The organism is Enterobacter cloacae complex sp. GYL001, from assembly GCF_049237125.1.
Classification (GTDB): Bacteria; Pseudomonadota; Gammaproteobacteria; order Enterobacterales; family Enterobacteriaceae; genus Enterobacter; species Enterobacter hormaechei_C.
In genome coordinates this window covers 459,137-477,955 of record NZ_JBMKGW010000003.1, presented here as the reverse complement: position 1 = coordinate 477,955, position 18,819 = coordinate 459,137, and the positions used below count along the sequence as shown (strand labels likewise).

Below are 18,819 nucleotides of genomic sequence, written 5' to 3'. Positions count from 1 at the left end.
GTGTATCCCAGAGAAGGAAAAAGCGGGTAAGAACAGGATGAAAGGCAAAAAATAAGCCCGCGTAAGGGAGATTACGCAGGCTAAGGAGGTGGTTCCTGGTACAGCTAGCATTTATGGGTTATGTTTTTCAGCGGGGGGATAATACCCGTATTGAACGAAGCGGTATGTGATCCGATTCTAAGAATTATCCCAGCGTGAAAAAATCCCGTTGATTGACTATTTGCCGTGTGGATTTCGGGTATTTTCACCTTCAAAATTACGCATCAGCAGCGCAAACTCCAGCTCTACCTCTTCAGGAACCGGCAGCCAGACCACATGGCCGTCGCCAGGAGCGACCTCTATCGCCTCACCTTTTTTGTTTTCCAGGTGCTCCAGGCGGAAGTTCATGTTGCCCTGAGGCGTCATCAGCTCCAGGCTGTCGCCTTTAGTGAATTTGTTTTTTACGGCGACGGCGGCCAGCGGACCTTTACGTTCGCCGGTGAAGTCGCCTACAAACTGCTGGCGTTCGGAAATCGAGTAGCCATGCTCGTAGTTCTGGTAGTCGTCGTGGGTGTGACGGCGCAGGAAACCTTCGGTATAGCCGCGATGCGCCAGACCTTCCAGCGTTTCCAGCAGGCTGGTGTCGAACGGTTTGCCGGCGGCGGCATCGTCGATGGCTTTGCGATACACCTGTGCGGTACGGGCGCAGTAGTAGTAAGACTTGGTGCGGCCTTCGATTTTCAGGGAGTGTACGCCCATCTGGGTTAAACGCTCGACGTGTGCGATGGCGCGCAGATCTTTGGAGTTCATGATGTAGGTGCCATGCTCGTCTTCGAAGGCGGTCATGTATTCGCCCGGACGTTTGGCTTCTTCGATCATAAACACGCTGTCGGTAGGCGCGCCGATACCCAGCGTTGGCTCAACGTTGGTGACCGGGATCGGCTCGTGTTTGTGCACGATATTGCCGATGTCATCTTCTTTGCCTTCCTGAACGTTATATTCCCAGCGGCAGGCGTTGGTGCAGGTGCCCTGGTTCGGGTCACGCTTGTTGATGTAGCCAGAGAGCAGGCAGCGGCCGGAGTAGGCCATGCACAGCGCGCCGTGAACGAAGATTTCGATCTCCATATCCGGCACCTGGGTGCGGATCTCTTCGATCTCTTCGAGGGACAGCTCGCGGGACAGAATGACGCGGGTCAGCCCCATCTGTTTCCAGAATTTCACCGTTGCCCAGTTGACGGCGTTAGCCTGCACCGAGAGGTGAATGTCCATCTCCGGGAAGTTCTCCCGAACCAGCATGATTAAACCCGGGTCCGACATGATCAGCGCGTCCGGCCTCATCTCCACGACCGGCTTCAGGTCGCGAATGAACGTTTTCAGCTTGGCGTTGTGCGGCGCGATGTTCACCACCACGTAGAATTTTTTGCCCAGGGCATGCGCTTCATTGATGCCGAGCTGAAGATTCTCGTGGTTGAATTCGTTGTTACGCACGCGCAGCGAGTAGCGCGGCTGGCCCGCGTAGACGGCGTCGGCACCATAGGCGAAAGCGTAACGCATATTTTGCAGCGTTCCCGCCGGGGAAAGGAGTTCCGGTTTAAACATGTTTGTTCTCGTTCTGATGACAGGTCAGATCCGCGTGCACCTGGTGCAGCGGTAAGGGGAGATCCCCCACTTTAAGGGCGGGCATTGTAGCGCTGCGGGGAAGAGAGGTAAAGCTTTGCCCCTCACCCTAACCCTCTCCCCTTTGGGGCTGAGGGTTCCCCACAAAATAATGCCTGCACAGACGGCCCCCTCTCCCTTGAGGGAGAGGGCTGGGGTGAGGGGGGGGTATTCAGGCAATCCTGCACGCATCCGCTTCCCAGCGATAACCCACGCCGTACACCGCGCGAATAAACGACTGGTCGGCGTCCAGTGCCTCCAGCTTGCGGCGCAGGTTTTTGATGTGGCTGTCGATGGTGCGGTCGGTCACCACGCGGTAATCGTCATACAGATGGTTGAGCAACTGCTCGCGGGAAAACACTTTTCCCGGCTCGTGGGAGAGCGTTTTCAGCAGGCGGAACTCCGCTGGGGTAAGATCCAATAGTTTGCTGCGCCAGCTCGCCTGGAAGCGGCTTTCGTCGACGATCAGCGGGCTTTGCGCATCCAGCACCTGCAATTCACGCTGCGGCTTACAGCGGCGGAGGATGGTTTTCACCCGAGCGACCACCTCCCGCGGGCTGTAAGGCTTGCAGATGTAATCGTCGGCGCCGATTTCGAGCCCCAGCAGACGGTCGATCTCTTCGATTTTGGCCGTCACCATCACGATGGGCACATCGGAGAAACGACGAATTTCCCGGCACAGGGTCAGGCCGTCGGTACCCGGCAGCATCAGATCCAGCAGGATCAGATCCGGCGGCGTCTGGCGCACGTAGGGCAGCACCTGGTCGCCGTGGCTGATAAGCGTTGGCGCGTAACTTGCGGCACGCAAATAGTCGATCAGCAGTTGTCCAAGTTTAGGCTCGTCTTCCACGATCAAAATACGCGGTGTGTTGTCGTCAATCGGTAACTCGGTCATGCTTCCCTCGATAAATCCCGTTCCAGAGGTAACTCTACTGTAATGCTAACCCCGCCAAAAGGCGAATGGGCGGCGCGGATGGTGCCGCCGTGGGCCTCCACAATGTTAACGCAAATCGCCAGCCCAAGGCCGGAACCGCCGCTGGCGCGGTTGCGTGAACCTTCGGTGCGATAGAAGCGCTCGAACAGTTTTTCCAGCTGCGCATCTTTCACGCCAGGGGCGGAGTCCGCAAAGGTCAGGGCAAAGCGCCCGTTTTCCTGCCTGCCGGAGATATGCAGCGCGCCGCCGCCGTCGGTGTAGCGGAGGCTGTTCTCCAGCAGATTATTGAACAGCTGCATCAGGCGATCTCTGTCGCCAAATACCACCGCGCTGTCCGGCAGCGAGAGGTTGATTTTCAGGTCACGGCTGGCGAAGCGTTCGCGGAATGCGCCGGTCACGACTTCAAGGATATTGATCACGTCGACTGGGGCTTTCTGGTAGGCCAGGGCGCCTTCGTCGGACATGGAAAGCTGATGCAGATCGTCCACCAGCTTGGTCAGCGTGCCGACTTCCGCCTGAAGCGAGGCCACGGACTCGGGGGTGAACTGTCGCACGCCGTCCTGAATCGCCTCCAGCTCGCCGCGCAGCACCGCCAGCGGGGTGCGCAGCTCGTGCGAAATGTCGGCCATAAAATCGCGGCGCATCTGCTGGTTTTTTTCCAGCGTGCTGGCGAGCTGGTTGAAGTCCTGCGCCAGCTTGCCCAGTTCATCCTGGCTGCGGGTGTCCACGCGGGTCGAGAAATCACCCGCCGCCAGCTTGTGCGTGCCTTCCACCAGGCGCTTAACCGGCGCCAGCAGGCCGCGCGCCAGCGGGAAGGTGGCGAGCGCCGCAAGCAGGGTAGAAAGCGCGACAATCAGCCAGCTGGTCTGACGCTGCTGGCGGTCAAAGTTGATGTCGGTGTTGCGCGTCAGCCGCTCGACCGGCGAGGCGATAACCCAGCCCACCGTCGCGCCGTTCGAGGTAATGGCGCGCTTTGTGCCGTCCGGCGGTACCGGAGAGCGTGGGCCAACGAGCACGCGCATCTCCTGATCAATCACCCAGAACTGGGTGCGCCAGCCGTGCGGCGGCATGCCCGGCCCCGGGCGGTCGTCGTCATTATCGTGCTCCAGCGATCGCAGGATTTGAAACACAAAGCGATCGTTATTGCGCAGAAAACGCCAGTTACCGTGCAGGCTATACTGTTCGCCCAGCGCGTCGCTTAAGCCCTGTAGTCGCTGTTCGTTACCGTGCTTAATGTAGTCAATAAAGCCGCGCTCAAAGCTGACCCGCACCGCCCAGTGCATGGTAATCAGCAGAACGATACAGGTGGCGAAAATCGCCACAAAAAGCTTACCGGTGATCCCCGGACGCCAGAATTTCATGGTGCACTCCTTTTGCCGCGTCGGATCACGACGTTTTTGGTCGTGTCATTCGGTACTCTGGCAAAGATAAAAGCGGGCAGGGCGATAATTACCGCCATGCTGAGGTAAGTGTATAAAAATACCTGATGCGCGACGGGGGTGTCGGCGCTGAGATGGTGCTGCCCGTACATGCCGAGCAGCAATCCGGCGACCGTGACCCCCACGCTCATGGAGAGCTGCATGATCATCGACAGCAGGCTGTTACCGCTGCTCGCCAGCTCGTCCGGCAGATCTTTCAGCGTCAGGGTGTTCATCGACGAGAAGCGCATGGAGTTGATGATCCCCTGGCAGAACAGCACCAGCGGCAGGATGTAGTACCAGCCCAGCAGCGCCACGGCCATAAACAGCAGGCAGACCAGCGCCAGCCCGATCGTGGCGGCCACCAGCACCCGGCGATAGCCAAAGCGGTTCACCACCTGCACCACAATACGCTTCATCCCCATGCTGCCGAGCACCATCGGGATCATCATCAGCCCGGCGTGGAACGGCGAGAAGCCCATCCCAATCTGTAAAAATACCGGCGTCATAAACGGCAACATGCCGCTGCCGATGCGTCCGGCAAAGCTGCCGAAGAGACCAAGACGGTAGGTGGGATTCCTGAACAGATTCAGGCTGAACAGCGCGTTAGCGTTGCCTCTGGCATGCCACAGATACCAGAGAATCGCGGTGATCCCCAGCGCCACCAGCAGGGCGAGCGACAGGGAGGAGATCCCCAGCCCTTTTTGCCCGTCGAGGGCCAGGGTGAGCGTCGCCATGCCAGCCGCCAGCAGGATAAAGCCAACGAAATCAAAGCGCCGGGTCTGCATTTTATAGTTCGGCATCAGCGTCAGAGTGGCAATCGCGCCGATAATACCGACCGGCAGGTTGATCAGGAAGATCCAGTGCCAGGAGGCATACTCCACCAGAATACCGCCCATCGCCGGGCCAAGCAGCGGGCCGACCTGACCGGGCAAGGTGACGAAGGTCATCGCCGCCATATACTGCGCGCGCGGAACAATTTTCATCACCGTTAACCGCCCGACGGGCACCATCATCGCGCCGCCGACGCCCTGTAGCACGCGCGCCATCACCAGCTGGTCGAGGGTATTGGCCTGGGCGCAAAACAGCGACCCGGTGGTAAACAGCACAATGGCGGTGAAGAAGATGTTTCTCACACCGACTTTATCCGCCAGCCAGCCGCTGGCGGGCAGCATCACGGCGACCGTCAGCACGTAGGCGACAATCACCATATGCATGTGCAGCGGGCTCTCCCCCAGGCTTTTCGCCATCGAGGGGAGGGCGGTGTTCACGATGGTCGTGTCCAGCGACTGCATAAAGAAGCCGAACGCGACGATCCACAATTGCCAGCGAACGTTACTGGGTAGGTCGGTCATTTACTCGGTCACCGTGGTTCTCTTTTTACGCGAAAAACGCAGCCGCAGTCGGTCAAAGAACAGATAGACTACCGGCGTGGTGTAGAGCGTCAGCAGCTGGCTCATCACCAGGCCGCCGACAATCGTGATCCCCAGCGGCTGGCGCAGTTCAGAGCCGTCACCGCCGGATATAACCAGTGGTAGCGCACCGAACAGCGCGGCCAGCGTGGTCATCATGATCGGGCGAAAACGCAGCAGACAGGCCTGGAATATCGCCTCGTCCGGCGTCAGGTTGCCGTTACGCTGGGCGTCCAGGGCAAAGTCGACCATCATAATCGCGTTTTTCTTCACAATACCTATTAATAGCATGATCCCGATGAGCGCGATTAGGCTGAACGGGGCACCGAACAGCTCCAGCGCCAGCAGCGCCCCCACGCCCGCAGAGGGAAGCGTGGAGAGAATGGTCAACGGGTGCACATAGCTTTCGTACAGCACGCCCAGCACGATATAAACCGTGGCAATAGCCGCCAGGATCAAAATGACCTGCGAGTTCATGGTGTCCTGGAACACCTGCGCCGTACCGGCAAAGCTGCCGCGCACGGAGGAGGGCACCCCGAGCTGGGTCATGGCGCGGTTGATGGCGTCGCTGGCCTCAGACAGCGACGAGCCGGTTGGCAGGTTAAACGACACGGTCGAGGCGGCGGAAAGCCCCTGGTGGTTCACCGACAGCGGCGCGTTCGACGGCTGCCAGCTGGCGAAGTACGACAGCGGGATCGCCTTGCCGTCATTATTGATCACAAACATCTTGTCCAGCGCGCTGATGTCCTGGGTGTAGCGCGGATCAACTTCCATCACCACCTTGTACTGGTTCATCGGCTGATAGATGGTGGAGACTTCACGCTGCCCGAAGGCGTTGTTAAGCAGGCTGTTGGCCGCTTCAACGTTAATGCCCAGGCGGGACATGGTTTCGCGATCGTAGGTGAGCGCCATCTCCGCGCCGTTATTCTGGCTGTCGGAGTTCACGTCCGCCAGCTGCGGCAGCGCGGCCAGCGCTTTACGGATCTTAGGCTCCCACTCGCGCAGGGCGGCTAAGTCATCTGAGAGAAGGGTGTACTGATAGCTGGCGTTAGCCTGTCGTCCGCCGACGCGGATATCCTGAACGGCCATCAAAAACAGATTTGCCCCCGGCTCTTTGGCAAGCTTCAGCCGCAGGCGGTCAATGATCTGCTGCGCCGTTTCGTGACGTTCACCGCGCGGCTTAAGGGTAATAAACATCATCCCGCTGTTAACGCGTGAGCCGCCGGTAAAGCCGGTGACGTTATCCACGGCCGGATCTTCCCGGATGATTTTCATAAAGTCTTGCAGTTTGCCCCGCATCGCCTGGAACGAAATACTCTGGTCCGCCTGAATACCGCCCATCAGCACGCCGGTATCCTGCTCCGGGAAGAAGGTTTTCGGGATGGTGATATACATCCAGACGTTGAGCACAATGGTGCCGATCAGCACCAGCCCGACAAGACGCGTGTGGTTCAGCACCCATTTCAGCGATTTGCCATAGCCGGACTGCATTGCCATCAGGACGCGGCCAAAGCCTTTCCTGCGCGGCTGCGAGTGCGGTTGGCTGCGCTTTAGCATCCAGCCGCACATCATCGGCGTCAGCGTCAGCGAAATCACCAGGGAGATACCGATGGCGACGGAAAGCGTGACGGCAAATTCGCGCAGCAGTCGCCCCGGCAGGCCGCCCATCAGCAGCAGCGGCAGGAACACCGCCACCAGCGACAGGCTCATGGACAGGACCGTGAAGCCCACTTCGCGCGTCCCCTGAAGCGCCGCCTGGAGCGGCTTCATGCCCGCTTCCAGATGGCGCGAGATATTCTCCAGCACCACGATGGCGTCATCCACTACAAACCCGGTGGCAATCGTCAGCGCCATCAGCGACAGGTTGTTAAGACTAAACCCACACAGGTACATGGCGGCAAAGGTGCCTATCAGCGATACCGGAACCGCCACCGCCGGGATCAGCGTGGCGCGCCCCGAGCGCAGGAACAGGAACACCACCAGGATCACCAGCGCGACGGAGATGATCAGCGTTTGCTCTACCTCCTCAAGCGAGGCGCGGATGGTAGGGGAGCGGTCCTGCGCAATCTGGAGGTCGATGGCCGCCGGAATCGTTTCCTGGAGTTCCGGCAGGCGCGCGCGGATGCTGTTCACCGTCTGGATGATGTTGGCTTCCGGCAGTTTGCGGATCATCAGCAAAATCGCCGGTTTGGCGTTAGTCATCCCGGCGTTACGCACGTCCTGCACCGAATCGGTGACGCTGGCGACGTCGCTCAGGCGCACCGCCGCACCGTTGTTGTAGTGAATAATCAACGGCTGATACTCGGCGGCGGTTTTCAGCTCGTCGTTGGTCTGGATCTGCCAGCGGTGGCTGTTGTCCTCAATCGCGCCCTGCGGCTTACGCACGTTGGCGTTGCTGATGGCGGAACGCACGTCGTCCAGCGATACGCCCTGGTTAAACAGCGCCTGCGGATTCAGCCCCACGCGCACGGCGGGCAGGGAGCTGCCGCCGACGTCCACGTCGCCCACGCCGTCAATCTGGGCGATGGTTTGCGCCAGCTGGGTGGAGGCAAAATCGTACAGCTCGCCCTGGGAGTAGGTCTCTGACGTGAGCGTCAGGATCATGATCGGCGCGTCGGACGGGTTAGCCTTGCGGTAGGTTGGACGGCTCGGCATGCCGCTTGGCAGCAGGCTTTGGGCGGCGTTTATCGCGGCCTGCACGTCACGCGCCGCGCCGTTGATGTCCCGGTCGAAGTTAAATTCCAGAATGATGCGCGTGCTGCCCAGCGAACTGCTGGAGGTCATCTCGTTAACCCCGGCAATTCGCCCAAGCGAGCCCTCAAGCGGCGTCGCCACTGATGACGCCATGGTCTCCGGCGAGGCACCCGGCAGCGAGGCGCTGACCATGATCACCGGGAAATCGACCTGCGGCAGCGGGGCCACCGGCAGCAGCCGGAAGCCCAGCACGCCGCACAGGGTAATAGCGACGGAGAGTAAAATCGTCGCCACCGGACGGTAAATGAAGAGGGCGAAAAACTTCACTTACGCCTCCTCTTCACGTTTCGGGAAGCGGCTTTTCGTCCACAGGGCCAGACGGTCAAACAGCAGGTAGATAACCGGCGTGGTAAACAGCGTCAGCACCTGGCTCACCAGCAGGCCGCCCACCATCCCGATGCCCAGCGGACGGCGCAGTTCGGCCCCCACGCCGGTGCTCAGCATCAGCGGCAGCGCGCCCAGCAGGGCGGCGAGGGTGGTCATCAGGATCGGACGAAAACGCAGCAGACAGGCCTGGTAAATGGCCTCGCGCGGCGCCATACCCTGCTCGCGCTCGGCGGCCAGCGCAAAGTCGATCATCATGATGGCGTTTTTCTTCACAATGCCGATAAGCAGGATGATGCCGATGATCGCAATGACGTCCAGCTCGCTCCCCGCCAGCATCAGCGCCAGCAGCGCCCCCACGCCCGCCGTCGGCAGGGTGGAGAGGATGGTGATCGGATGGATAAAGCTTTCATACAGCACGCCAAGCACGATATACATCGCCACCACCGCCGCGACAATCAGCCAGACGGTGCTGCCCAGCGCGGCCTGGAACGCCAGCGTACTGCCCTGGAACTGGGTCTGAATATCGGACGGGAAGCTGAGTTCTTTCTCCGCGCCCAGAATGGCCTCCACCGCTTCGCCCAGGGAATACCCGTCCGGCACGTTGAAGGAAATGGTGGTGGACGGGAACTGATCGAGATGGTTAATCGACAGTGGGGTGTGGAGCTCTTCCACGCTGGCAATGGCGCTGAGCGGCACAATCCCGCCGTCTTTGCTGGTCAGGCGCACCGTGTCCAGCGCGGCCAGCCCGGGCGTGTTTTCGGTGTTATGTTCCAGCACCACGCGATACTGGTTGGCCTGGGTATAGATGGTGGAGATCAGGCGCTGGCCAAAGGCGTTATACAGGGCGTTATCCACGTCGGACATGGTAATGCCCAGACGGCTGGCGGTGTCGCGGTTGACGTTCACGTACGCCGCCAGCCCTTTATCCTGCCAGTCGCTGCTGACGTCAGAAACCTGCGGCAGTGCTTTCAGCTTGTCCACCAGCTGCGGCACCCAGGTGCTCAGTGCCTCAAGCGAGGTGGCCTGGAGCGTAAACTGGTACTGCGTGCGGCTCACCTGCGTATCAATGGTTAAATCCTGGATCGGTTGCAGATACAGCTCAATGCCCGGCACGCGCGCCACCGCGCTTTGCAGGCGTTCAATCACCGCGTTAACGCGATCGTCGCGGTCATCGAGCGGTTTAAGGTTAATTTGCAGGCGCGCGCTGTTGAGCGACGGGTTGGTGCCGTCCACGCCCACGTAGGCAGTCAGGCTTTCCACCGCCGGATCTTTCATGATGATCTCAGACACCTGCTGCTGGCGCTGCGCCATGTTGGCGAATGAGACCGTCTGCGGCGCCTGAAGCGTGCCCTGAATAATGCCGTTGTCCTGAATCGGGAAGAAGCCTTTCGGAATGAAAATCCACAGCATGACGCTGAGCGCCAGGGTGCCGAGCGCCACGCCGAGCGTTGCCCACGGATGGTTCAGCACTTTCGCCAGCACGCGGCCGTAGGCGGCGATAATGCGCTCGAACATCCGCTCGGAGGCGCGCGAGAAGCGGTTTTGCTTGCGCAAGGACTCGTGGCTCAGCATGCGGGCGCACATCATCGGCGTCAGCGTCAGCGACACCACGGCAGAGATCAGAATGGCGACCGCCAGCGTCACGGCAAACTCGCGGAACAGCCGCCCGACGATATCGCCCATAAACAGCAGCGGGATCAGCACCGCAATCAGCGAGAAGGTGAGCGAGATAATGGTAAAGCCGATCTCCCCCGCGCCCTTCAGCGCGGCGGCTAACGGCTTTTCACCTTTTTCGATATAGCGCGAGATGTTCTCGATTACCACGATGGCGTCGTCCACCACAAACCCGGTAGCGATGGTGAGCGCCATCAGCGTCAGGTTGTTAATCGAGAAGTCGAGGAACACCATCACCGCGAACGTTCCGACCAGCGAGAGCGGCACGGCGACGGCGGGAATGATGGTTGCCGGGACGTTGCGCAGGAACAGGTAGATGATCATCACCACCAGCGCAATCGCCAGCATCAGCTCGAACTGGGTGTCGGTCACTGACGCGCGAATATTCGTGGTGCGGTCAGAGAGCACTTTCACGCTGACCGATTTTGGCAGGCTTTCCACCAGCTGCGGCAGCATGGTGCGAATGCTGTCGGCGGTATCAATAATGTTCGCGCCCGGCTGGCGCTGAACGTTCATGACAATCGCCTGCTGCTTATTGGCCCACGCCCCGAGCCAGCTGTTTTCCGCGCCTTGTTCAACGGTTGCCACGTCGCCCAAACGGATCGGCGCGCCGTTCTGGTAGGCAATGATCAGCTGACGGTACTCATCGGCGGACTGCATCTGGTCGTTGGCGGAGAGCGTGACCGCGCGGGTCGGGCCGTCCAGCGAACCCTTCGCTGAGTTGACGTTGGCGCTGCTGATGGCGGTGCGAATGGTTTCGCTGGTTAACCCCAGCGCGGCAATGGCCTGGGCATTCAGTTTGACGCGCACGGCGGGGCGTTGACCGCCCGCCAGCGTCACCAGCCCTACGCCGGTCACCTGCGAAATCTTCTGCGCCACGCGGGTTTCAACCATGTCTTCCACCTGGGTCATCGGCATGGCGGAGGAGGTGACGGCAAGGGTCATGATCGGCGGATCCGCCGGGTTGACCTTGCTGTAAACAGGTGGATTCGGCAGGTCAGACGGCAGCAGGTTTGTGGCGGCGTTAATCGCGGCCTGCACCTCCTGCTCAGCGACGTCCAGCGACAGCGTGAGCTGGAACTGAAGCGTGACGACCGAAGCGCCACCGGAGCTCTGGGAGGACATTTGCTTCAGACCAGACATCTGGCCAAACTGACGCTCCAGCGGGGCGGTGATGGCGGACGTCACCACATCCGGACTGGCGCCCGGATAGAGGGTGACAACCTGAATGGTCGGGTAGTCCACTTCCGGCAGCGCCGACACGGGCAGAAAACGGTAGCCAATGATCCCGGCCAGCAGGATCGCCACCATCAGCAGGGTCGTCGCAACCGGACGTAAGATAAACAGGCGTGATGGCCCACCTGTAGAGCTCGGCGGCATCACCTGCATCAGGCTTTTGCTCCTGTATTCTGCGCTTCCACCACCTCGACCTGCGCCCCTTCGGTCAGACGGTCAATACCGTCGGTCACGACGCGGTCGCCAGCGGACAGCCCGGCGCTGATCACCACCGTCTGGCTGTCCTGGATGCCGGTTTTCACCAGGTGTTTGCTGACCTTGTTTTCGCTGTTCAGCACCCAGACAAAATTGCCTTCACTGCCCATTTGCAGGGCCGCCGTCGGGATCACCACCGCGTTTTCTTCGGTCGCGACCAGCATTCGCGCGTTGACGAACTGATTCGGGAACAGGGCATCGTCCTGATTGTTGAAGCGTGCTTTTAGCTTAATGGTGCCGGTGGTGGTGTCGATCTGGTTATCCAGGCTCAACAGCGAACCTTCGCTCAGCTTCTGCTTGTTGGTGCGATCCCAGGCTTCAACCACCAGCGCTTTTCCGGCCTTCTGCGCCTGTATCACCGTCGCAATGTCGCTTTCCGGCAGGGTAAAAACGAGATCGATAGGGTGCGTCTGGGTGATCACCACGATGCCCGTGGTATCGCCGCTGGAGATTTGGTTGCCGATATCAACCTGTTTCAGGCCTACGCGGCCGTCAATCGGCGCGGTGATCCGGCTCCAGTCGAGCTGGAGCTGGGCGCTGGCGACCGCGGCTTCGTCGGCCTTGATGGTGCCCTGAGATTCACTGACCAGAGACTGCTGGGTGTCCAGCTCCTGGCGCGACACGAGGTTGGTTTTTACCAGCTGCTGATAGCGGGCTAAATCGCGGCGGGCATTGGCGAGGGTGGCTTTGTCTTTCGCGAGCTGCCCCTGCGCCTGCGCCAGGGCAACCTTAAACTGGCTTGGATCGATTTCCGCCAGCAGATCGCCGGCTTTTACCTGCTGACCTTCCTGGAAATGGATGGCCATCAACTGACCGTCCACGCGGCTACGTACCGTCACGGTGTTGGCGGCGGTGATGGTTCCCAGCCCGGAGAGATAACGAGGCACCGCTTTATTCACCGCCGTTGCCGCCTGCACCGGTGCCAGCGCACCGCCGCGCATAGCGTGGCGCCCACCGCCCGTTGAGCGTTGTGAGGGGCTATTAGCGCCAGCAGGTGCCGTGGAGTTCGCGGACTGGCTGTGCCAGTACCAGGCGGCGGCCAGGACCACCACAATCAGACCAACGGCGATTGCCCAGCGGGATTTGTTACTGCCTTTCATCGTTATACGTTCTCATCCTGAAACTCTTTCGGGGAATGATACTAGTTTAGTCAGCTAACACAGCGGAAAAATGGAGGAAATATGGAAGACTGTCGGGAATTGTCTGAGTGTGGCGCGCTGTTTCGCCTTCGCCGGGTGGAGCTGCGCTTACCCGGCCTACGGTTGGAGGATCTTGTAGGCCGGGTAAGGCGAAGCCGCCACCCGGCTCAACCCCATTAGCTAAACACCACCTGCGCCCAGCGCGCCAGCCCTGCCGTAACGGAGCCAAAGTCATCGCCGCCGGCAATCGGGATCCCCGGCAGCTGTTCCGCCAGCGCTTTCTTGATCAGCGGCGAACGGGCGCTACCGCCAGTCAGGTAAATTACGTCCGGCTTCACGTTGCCGTTCTCAAGCGCCAGCTGCACCTGCTCCAGAATACGCTGAAGCGGCTGAGTCAGCGCCATTTCCAGCCCTTCCTGAGTGATAGCCGTAGCCAGATCGTCACTGATAAACGGCAGCGAAACCGCATGCTCTGGACGATCGGATAGGGCAATTTTGCTCTCTTCGGCGGTGCGCACCACGCGGTAGCTCAGGCGCTGACGCCACACCTTATACAGAAGTGCGACCTTCTCTGCATTCTGCGCATCACGCACCAGATCGTTGAGGAAACGGCCATTCGCGGTGCTGTAAAAATCACTCTGGGCAGGGACGTCGTTGATGGCAATCGCGTTCCACCACGGCAGGATCGGCAGGGCGATGCCTTTCTCGGTTTGACCGCCCATGCCGAGCAGCGGCATCAGGCTCTTGAAGGCCAGGGCAATATCCAGATCGTTACCGCCCACGCGGCAGCCGCTGTGCCCCAGCAGACTATTTTCACGATCGCGACGGTGATGCCACTGGGGACCCATCAGCAGTAATGAACAGTCCGTCGTACCGCCGCCGATGTCCACCACCAGCACCCGTTTCTCTTCCGTCAGCGTGGCTTCAAAATCCAGCCCCGCCGCAACCGGCTCATACTGGAACACCACGTCACGGAAGCCTGCCCGATGCGCTGCACGCTCAAGGATCCCCTGCGCCTGCTGGTTGGCTTCGTCGCCGCCCAGCCCCTGAAAGTTAATCGGACGGCCAATCACCGCCTGGGTGATGGCATCCGGCACCTGGGACTGCGCCTGATTGCGGATGTGCAGCATCATCGCGCAGACCAGATCTTCAAACATCGCCACCTGCTGCGGCTTCAGGCCGCTGGCGCCGAGGAAGGATTTCGGCGATTTAACGAAGTAGACCTCTTCCGGGTCTTCAATGTACTGCCCGAGGGAAGAGAGGCCGAACTGCACGCTGGACGGGGTAACGTCGATATCTTCCTCGCGGTTAAAGCTGACCGCACGGCGCAGCAGCGCCTGGGTCTCCGCCGCCGTGGCCGGAACCTGATGGTGGCGGAACAGCCACTCGCTCACCGCTTCACGCGTGGGCGCACAAAGCATTGACGGCAACAGCGTACTGCCGTTTTCCATTTTCAGGAGCTGCGGTTGTCCGTTTTGCATTATCGCAACCGAGCAGTTTGCGGTGCCGTAGTCGAATCCAATAAACACAATAAATCCCCATGCCGGTGAGAAGGGGCGAGACTTTAGCGAAATGTCTGCCAGGCGACAACAGGAATATGAAAGCAAGGCGCAAGGCGATCTTTCGGTTTATGCTGAGGTAAATACAAAAGGAGAGACGATGTACACCCTGAACTGGCAACCGCCCTACGACTGGTCGTGGATGTTTGGCTTTCTTGCCGCGCGTGCGGTCACGGGGGTTGAGACCGTTACGGAGGATTACTACGAGCGCAGTTTTGGCTATGCCGGGCACCAGGGCGTTTTCCGGGTTACGCCAGACAGCGCAACCCCTACGCTGGCGGTGTCGCTCAGCCCTGGCCTGATCCCGGTGGCGGATATCTGCCTCGACCGCATCTCCCGCCTGTTTGACCTCGATTGCGACCCGCTGCACATTGCGCAGACTCTCGGCGAGCTCGGCGCGGCGCGGCCGGGCTTACGTTTGCCCGGCGCGATGGATGCATACGAGCAGGGCGTGCGCGCCATTCTCGGGCAACTGGTGAGCGTGGCGATGGCGGCAAAACTGGCGTCACGGGTGGTGGCGCTGTGCGGTGAACCCATTGAGGATGCGCCGGGCTATCTCTGCTTTCCTCCTCCAGAGGTGCTGGCCGCGGCAGAACCGCTGGCATTGAAAGCCCTCGGGATGCCGCTCAGGCGTGCGGAGTCGTTGATTCATCTGGCGCAGTCGGTGGTGGACGGTGAATTCCCGCTATTCCCGCCTGCGAACGTTGAGGCCGGGATGAAGGCGCTACAGCAGCGCCCCGGCATCGGGCGCTGGACCGCGAATTATCTGGCCCTGCGCGGCTGGCAGGCGAAGGATGTTTTCCTGCCGGATGACTATCTGATTAAACAGCGCTTTGCCGGTATGACGCCCGCGCAGATCCGTCGCTATGCCGAGCGCTGGCAGCCGTGGCGCTCGTATGCGCTGTTACATATCTGGTACACCGACGGCTGGTCGCCGTCAGTTGATGGCGAAATAGCTGGTATTCAGCAGTAGATCAAGCGGCTGCGCTTCCCCGATGGTGTCGCCGTAAATAAAATCAACGCCGATGCCCGACAGCGTATCCATCATGATTGACTGATGGCATGGCCCGGCAATGGTTTTTATGCCCAGACGCTGGGCGTGGCCCTGAATGATTGTCACCATCATCTCATCCATCAGATTGCCGTGGACGTTGGTCACCATGTCTGTATCCAGCAGCAGATAATCAGCGGTATTGGCGCTGAGCTGGCTGAAGACGTTCATATCGCGTCCGACCCGGGTCAGCACCACGCGACAGCCGGCCTGACGAAGCTTTTGTAGGCCCTGCTGCACGTTTTCATCCGTATTGCTCAGCACATCTGCGGCGATCGCCAGATGCAGCAGCCGCGCCGGCAGCGGACCTCTGGTGATCAGGTCGAGCAGCTCATCCACCAGCGTGACGCTGGCTAAACCCGCTTCTGAGAGCGGCAGCGCGACGCCCATTCCTTTGGCCGCCACCTGTGCGGCATAGGTACGGAAAAATTCGCTGAATATCCGTCGGTCCAGGGCGTGCAGCAGCTCCGGCTCCGCCAGCCCGGCGCGGAAGGCATGCTCTTCCAGCACTTCCCCCTGGCTGGTCCACAGCCGCAAGGAAATCAGCCAGAAGCTACTGCTCTCGGGAATGCGTGGCGAGGCGACGCTGCGGGCGATCATCAGCAGATGGTTATCTTTAATCATGTGCCACTGCTCATCCAGCGACATCATGCTGCGCGCGCTGTGGATCCGCTCCTGCTGGGGTTCGTAGACGGTGACCACGCCGCGCCCGCTGTTTTTCGAGGCGTAGCAGGCGATATCGGCCTGAGACATCACTTCCGCAGCCTGGTAATTGGTGTCGTCAATCAGCGTAATCCCCGCGCTGGCGCCAATGCGGTGCAGGCGTCCTTCCCAGGAAAAATGATAGTTGTTGATGGCGTCGATCAACCGGCCCGCAATATAGCGTGCGCTTTCGACGTTGCAGTCCGGCAGCAGCAGGCCAAACTCGTCGCCGCCCAGACGCGCCAGCACGTCGCTGGAGCGCAGCATGGTCAGCATCAGCGAAGAGAGTTCGCGCAGGAGAGCGTCGCCCGCCGCGTGGCCTGCCGTATCGTTCACCGCCTTAAAACGGTCAAGATCGATAAAGACCAGCGCGTGACGCTGATGGGTCTCCTGTACCGTCTGCAACAGGCGCTTAAGATGGTTTTCAAAGCTGACGCGGTTCGCCAGGTGGGTAAGGGCGTCATGGGAAGCGCTGTAGCTCAGCTGGCGCAGCATTTTGCGCGACTCGGTGACGTCCTGAATCACCAGCACCGAGCCGATGGTGTGTCCTTCCAGAGTGCTGAGGGGGGTTATGCTGTAATGAATGTCGAAACTGCCGCCATTGCGGCAGTTAAGCACCACATCCTGTTCGATATCGGTACGGGACATATCGCCGCTGTGGATGTTTTCCATTAACGGACCGTTCTCGCCGAAGGTAATGTGTAGCACCTTCAGAATGGGCTGACCCATCGCTTCGCTTTGCGACCAGCCGCTCATCTTCTCGGCGACCGGGTTCATAAAGGTGATGTTCATGTCGATGTCGGTACACAGCACCGCTTCGCCGATAGAGTCGAGGGTGATATGCAGGCGCTCTTTTTCCTGGAACAGCGCCTCGTTCAGCTGCTTCACCTCGGTCATATCCATGTTGATCCCTAACAGCCGCTCCACTTCGCCCTGTTTGTTCAGCACCCGGTTCGCCAGCGAACGAATGTGGCGAATGCCATCCTTGACGCGAATGCGAAATTCCAGCTTGAAAGGTACCCTGGCCTGGAGTGACTCACGCAGGACCTGTTCGGCGTGCGTACGATCTTCAGGCACCATGGCCGCATGCCAGAGCTGCCAGGTGGGTTTAATGTGCGAGGGGATCTCGTACAGCTCAAACATCCGTTTATCCCAGCTGATTACGTCCGGCTCGAGATCCCACTCCCAAATCCCGATTCCGCCGGCTTCGTTAGCGAGAGTGATACGCTCCATCAGACGCTTATTCACCCACTCGGTCTGTTTCAGATCGTTGATGTCTTCAATCTGGGCAATAAAGTAGAGCGGGGTGCCGTCGGCATGGCGCACAACGGAGACGGCCAGCAGCGCCCACACCACCTCGCCGCTGCGGGTGTAGTAGCGTTTTTCGAGGCTGTAGGTGTTGATCTCGCCGTGAATCAGCTGTTGCAACTGCTCCAGGTCGGTATTTAAATCTTCCGGCCAGGTTAACTGCTGGAACGTAAGCGACTGAAGCTCTGACTGGCTGTAACCGAGGAAATTACACAGCGCCTTGTTGGCCTGAAGCCATTGGCCCTCAATGCCCACCAGCGCCATACCAATCGCGGAATATTCCATCGCATTGCGAAAACGTTCTTCGCTTTCCGTAATATGTTTACGCTCAGCCCGGAAGGCATACATCACCATCGTCATAATGTTGGCGGGGAGCAGCATCATCAGGAAGGGGAGCCACGGCGCGTTGAAGGTGACGATCATGGTGGAGGGCGTCATGGAGAGCGGATTTCGCGCCATCATCAGGGACACCATCATGATGGTGAATAAAAATATCAGGAATGCTTCCATACGCGGCAGACGCACCGCGCTCCACATCAGCAGAACGATAATGCAGGTGAATGGCCACGGCAGCCAGGTGATTGCCGTCCAGCTAAGAACCAGCGTGACGACCAGGGTCACCAGCGTTTCCAGCAGCAGTTTCGGGTTGCGGTGGCGCAGCAGGTAATGCGGCTTAAACAGCAGACCTAACGGCACCAGCGCCAGTGCGCCAATGGCTTCTGAAAGTACCCAGACAAGGAAATTACGCAGCGGCTCCGCGCTCGGCACCAGAAAATGAACCAGAACGCCCCCCACCAGCGGCGGCACCAGGGCACTGCCGAGGGCAAGCCGGACCCAGTCGTTGAGGTTTTGCAGCGGATTATACCAGGGGAGCAGCTTACGCAGTAACAGCGCGCCAACCGTGGCCTCAATGATATTGATCGCCGTGTAGGTGATGTTGATCGATGCCCATGAGAAGAGCATCCACGAGGCAAAAATATTGCCAAAGGAGCAGGCGAGCGCAATGCCGGGCCACATTTTTCCCGCATGGCGGTAAAACGCCACCATCATAATTGAAGTCGGGAACCATAGTGGCGCCAGCAGCGTACCGAAGCGAGTCAGCTCGAGGGAAAATAAGGTGAAGATGAACGTGACCAGACCCAGACAGACAAGCCGCAGTAAAGGATGTGGGGTAGTAACCAAAACCCGCTGGTATTGTTTATTCATTACCGCTCTATCCAGGGACGCCATGTTGTCAGGAGCCAGGTCCGGACGCGTGAAATTAATAATTTGGTTTATGCTAGTACAAACATTTTACAATTCATATGCTGAGTGGTCAGATTTTGACTTCATAGACTTATAAAATAGTTACTCTGCGAAGAAGGGTGATGAAATGGCGAAAAACCGCGCGTAAAAATTTTGCTAAAGGCGTGAAA

10 protein-coding genes are annotated in these 18,819 nt (G+C 59.6%); 1 reads left to right on the top strand and 9 read right to left on the bottom strand.

Annotated features, from left to right (window positions below):
* Positions 1 to 216: 216 nt before the first annotated feature.
* The 8 genes from yegQ to yegD form a co-directional block, all read right to left on the bottom strand.
* Positions 217 to 1,578 carry a tRNA 5-hydroxyuridine modification protein YegQ gene (gene yegQ / locus ACOTWU_RS09680; protein WP_126495772.1) on the bottom strand — a complete coding sequence of 454 codons (1,362 nt, stop codon included), beginning with the start codon at positions 1,576 to 1,578 and terminating at the stop codon, positions 217 to 219.
* A gap of 229 nt (positions 1,579 to 1,807) precedes the next feature.
* On the bottom strand, positions 1,808 to 2,530 hold the full coding sequence (gene baeR / locus ACOTWU_RS09675; protein WP_015572364.1) for a two-component system response regulator BaeR: 723 nt from the start codon (positions 2,528 to 2,530) through the stop codon (positions 1,808 to 1,810).
* Positions 2,527 to 3,930 carry a two-component system sensor histidine kinase BaeS gene (gene baeS / locus ACOTWU_RS09670; RefSeq protein ID WP_015572365.1) on the bottom strand — a complete coding sequence of 468 codons (1,404 nt, stop codon included), beginning with the start codon at positions 3,928 to 3,930 and terminating at the stop codon, positions 2,527 to 2,529. The genes baeR and baeS overlap by 4 nt, the downstream gene beginning before the upstream one ends.
* Entirely contained in the window at positions 3,927 to 5,342 is a 1,416-nt protein-coding gene (locus ACOTWU_RS09665; RefSeq protein WP_126499090.1) for an MFS transporter, read from the bottom strand. Before ACOTWU_RS09665 ends, baeS begins: the two co-directional genes overlap by 4 nt.
* Positions 5,343 to 8,420 carry a multidrug efflux RND transporter permease subunit MdtC gene (gene mdtC / locus ACOTWU_RS09660; protein WP_126499091.1) on the bottom strand — a complete coding sequence of 1,026 codons (3,078 nt, stop codon included), beginning with the start codon at positions 8,418 to 8,420 and terminating at the stop codon, positions 5,343 to 5,345.
* Complete coding sequence (locus tag ACOTWU_RS09655; RefSeq protein ID WP_220719756.1) at positions 8,421 to 11,543, bottom strand: MdtB/MuxB family multidrug efflux RND transporter permease subunit; 3,123 nt, start codon at positions 11,541 to 11,543, stop codon at positions 8,421 to 8,423.
* A complete protein-coding gene (locus ACOTWU_RS09650) occupies positions 11,543 to 12,745 on the bottom strand; it encodes an MdtA/MuxA family multidrug efflux RND transporter periplasmic adaptor subunit (protein ID WP_032103515.1) in 1,203 nt (400 codons plus the stop codon). The genes ACOTWU_RS09655 and ACOTWU_RS09650 overlap by 1 nt, the downstream gene beginning before the upstream one ends.
* A gap of 215 nt (positions 12,746 to 12,960) precedes the next feature.
* Positions 12,961 to 14,313 carry a molecular chaperone gene (gene yegD, locus ACOTWU_RS09645; RefSeq protein ID WP_047740814.1) on the bottom strand — a complete coding sequence of 451 codons (1,353 nt, stop codon included), beginning with the start codon at positions 14,311 to 14,313 and terminating at the stop codon, positions 12,961 to 12,963.
* Between the two features lie 130 nt (positions 14,314 to 14,443).
* On the opposite strand from yegD, the gene alkA reads away from it, so the two are divergent.
* Positions 14,444 to 15,316, top strand: a complete 873-nt coding sequence (gene alkA, locus ACOTWU_RS09640) for a DNA-3-methyladenine glycosylase 2 (RefSeq protein WP_045142421.1) — start codon at positions 14,444 to 14,446, stop codon at positions 15,314 to 15,316.
* Here alkA and ACOTWU_RS09635 read toward each other — a convergent pair.
* Positions 15,281 to 18,610: a diguanylate cyclase gene (locus ACOTWU_RS09635; RefSeq protein ID WP_126499094.1), complete on the bottom strand. Its 3,330-nt coding sequence runs from the start codon at positions 18,608 to 18,610 to the stop codon at positions 15,281 to 15,283. The genes alkA and ACOTWU_RS09635 overlap by 36 nt on opposite strands.
* Positions 18,611 to 18,819: the final 209 nt, after the last annotated feature.